The sequence below is a fragment of the Mesorhizobium humile genome, from assembly GCF_033977215.1.
GTDB lineage: Bacteria > Pseudomonadota > Alphaproteobacteria > Rhizobiales > Rhizobiaceae > Mesorhizobium > Mesorhizobium humile.
The window spans coordinates 1-2,835 of sequence record NZ_JAVIIV010000059.1 but is presented as its reverse complement, the minus strand read 5'-3'; the positions used below and the strand labels follow the sequence as shown (position 1 = coordinate 2,835).

The following is a 2,835-nucleotide window of genomic DNA, read 5'->3' as shown; positions in this document are numbered from 1 at the left end:
TCGTCCTCGACGCCACCCGGGCGCTGACCGCACGCCTGGCTGAAGCCGAACCGCCCACCGGCCGGCCGCTCAACCTCGACACCCTCGTCGCCGACCGCCAGGCCTTGCTGGACCGCCTCAGGCCGCTTATCGGCTCCGGTCCATGAAGCTTGCTGCAACGGCTCGCCGACACTCCTGCCTGGTTGACCAGCGGATGATGGCGATTTAAGCGGTGCCACGACCGTCACAGCGACGTTTTAGGCAACCGGCTGCGGATCGTTCAACGGGCGGCATACAGGGGCGGGGCATCAGCCGGATCCGACAGCTTCACAACCGCAGCCGGACAGGCTTGTCGAATGGGAAGATGGGCGGGCTCGCCGCGAGTGCCTTCTTCGCGCCGGAAGTGATGATCTCGACTGCGTCCTGCCGCGATCTCCGCCGGCGCATGCGGATTCCGATATGAAGCCGGCCGCCATTCCAACCAGAGACCGGCCGTTTTTCGGCTCTGAAGATTACCTCCTGGATCAGCAACTTTGGCACCAATTACCTCGCGATGAACGAGGACATTTTAATGCCGGCAAAGAGAAGGCTGACCATGAGACAGTTGAGACAAATGCTTCGGCTTGCCGGAAGCGGGATCAGCTCGCGCGAGATTGCGGTCGTGCTGGGAATAGCATGCAGTACGGTGCAGGATAATCTGCGGCGCGTAGCGGCAATCGGGTTGAGCCGACGCTGGATACCGCGGCCACAACGCACCTCAAAGCCACAAGTTCAGGGTCATCACCGCCGGCCAGAAGCGGTGCATCACACCGGGCCATCAAGCGGCAGATGCGCCGCCGCTCCGCGATCGAGCCATCGGCCACATCAAGGCCGAACACCGGATGGACCGCTACTACCTCGCCGGCGAGAAGGGCGACGCCGTCAACGCCATCCTGGCCGCCGCCGGCTACAACGTCTCGCTGCTGCTCAACTGGTTCAGGCAGCTTCTGTGGCTGCTCCTCGCCGCGCTCCAAAGCCGGCCGAAATCCCTTGAAGCCTGACGAGCTTCCTTGTTCACGGGCGGCTAGATAGGGAGATCCTGATTTTTCTGCAGACCCAGTTCACGCCGCACTCGGATCGCTCTCATAAGAATTCAACGGATTGGGAGATGGGGGCGGGCAGTTCTTAGTTCGTTAGGTCCCCAATTTTCGTCGGCTTCCCTTACAACCGCGCCTTTAAGCGCTGCCGCGAGGCTGCAAACACCTGCGTATGAGGCAACGCTTGAATCTCGCGGAGCATCGTTACGTGAGGCAATACGCACGCTCACCTAGGTTGCCGCGCCGCAGGGCTGCATAGGCGAGGCGCGGCATCACCAGATCCGACAGCTTCGCAACGGCGGCTGGACGGGGCTCGTCGAACGGGAAGATCGGCGGGCCGTGCAGCGAGTTCCTCCTTCGCGTCTGGAGGGATGATCTCGACTGCGTCCTGCCGCGCTCTCGGTCCGTCAGCCTGTCGACAGCTGAGTCCCATAGAACAGTTTCCAGCCGCCAGGGCGGCTTGAGCTGCTCGGAACAGGCAAGGGAGATACGATGGATCCCTTTAACAATGTCAATCCATCCCACGTCTCAGATTTCGCCCGCACAGACGATGCAGGCTCGCAACAGCATCAGACCAACCAGGCGCGTTTTCAGGAGCATCTGAACGCGTTGCCGCCGGGCCAGCATCGGCAAGCCGTTCCAAACAGCCGTCTCGCCAGGCGGCGGACCGGCTCACATGCAGATGCGGTTGGACCGAGGATGCTGCAAGAGGAGGACGCCGGGGAAGGCGGTTCGCACTTGCCCTTTGCTCCACCAGCTCACTCACCTGCGCAGAGTTTTGACCAGGACGAGCTCTTTGCCGCCGCCGACCGCGCCGGGCCGTTGCCGGTCGCAAGTTTCGCTTCGGCGCAGTTCTGGCAGGATGCGGAGCGGGTGGTCCACTCACCGGCGCAAAGTGTCGATCAGCCGCGGAGCCGCGCAGCGATTGGGCGCGCTTACGAAGCTTTGAGTTCCATGCCGCCGCCGCGGGTCAACCTGCCCGCCACGAGATTTGGAAGCGCACCCGATCGCGTGAGCCTCCCTCACGTCGTCACGAGCGCATTTCGGCCTGCGGCCAATCAACAGGGCGATTTGACCGGCGCGCGCCATACAATGCCGGCCGCGGCGCCGCACCAGGCTGCCGTCGTTCAGCAAACGCGCCGCCGCAAGCGCGGCCGCGAGCATCCGGACGAGGCGCTTTTTGCCGCCTACCGTGCCGAGGTGGCTAAAACAGCCAAGGTGAGTGAAAGCTCGATCACTGGCGATATAGTGGCGCTGCGCAAGTTCAGCAAATGGCTTGACGAGAACCATCGGACCCAGATCGCCGGCCGGATTGAGGACCCGGGGTTGGACGCACTGGCGAAGAACTTTGTGGGCAACGATGCCGGACTACTGAGCGACACCAAAGTGGCATTGGCAAGGCTCCGGCAGCATTCTGCCGGACAGCCTGTGACGGCTGTTTCGACTGTTCGACCCGGCACGAAGGACGATGAGGAACTCTTCGCCCAATACCGGGCAATAGCCGTGGCCCGCCTCAAAGCACGAACCTTGGGGAACGATCTAGCGGCGCTGCGCAAGTTCAGCACATGGCTTGCCGAGAACCACCAGAGCCAAATCCACGGTCGGATTGAGGACGAGCAGCTGGACGGCCTGGCGAAGAACTTTGCGGGCAACGATGCCGTACTACTGAGCGACATCAACGTGGCATTGGGAAGGCTGCGGCAAGCCTCTGCCGGACAGACTGTCACAACAGCTAAAACTCGCCCCGTCAACGAAGAGAACCAGGTGATCGAAGATGCAT

At 62.5% G+C, this 2,835-nt stretch carries 1 protein-coding gene and 1 pseudogene; both read left to right on the top strand.

Annotated elements, in window-relative coordinates:
* Positions 1 to 704 precede the first annotated feature (704 nt).
* A pseudogene (locus RFM52_RS32655) lies at positions 705 to 1,019 on the top strand (IS5/IS1182 family transposase); the annotation flags it as partial.
* 528 nt (positions 1,020 to 1,547) lie between these two features.
* Positions 1,548 to 2,835: hypothetical protein (locus RFM52_RS32650; protein WP_320327902.1), on the top strand; the 1,288-nt coding region annotated here is incomplete at its 3' end.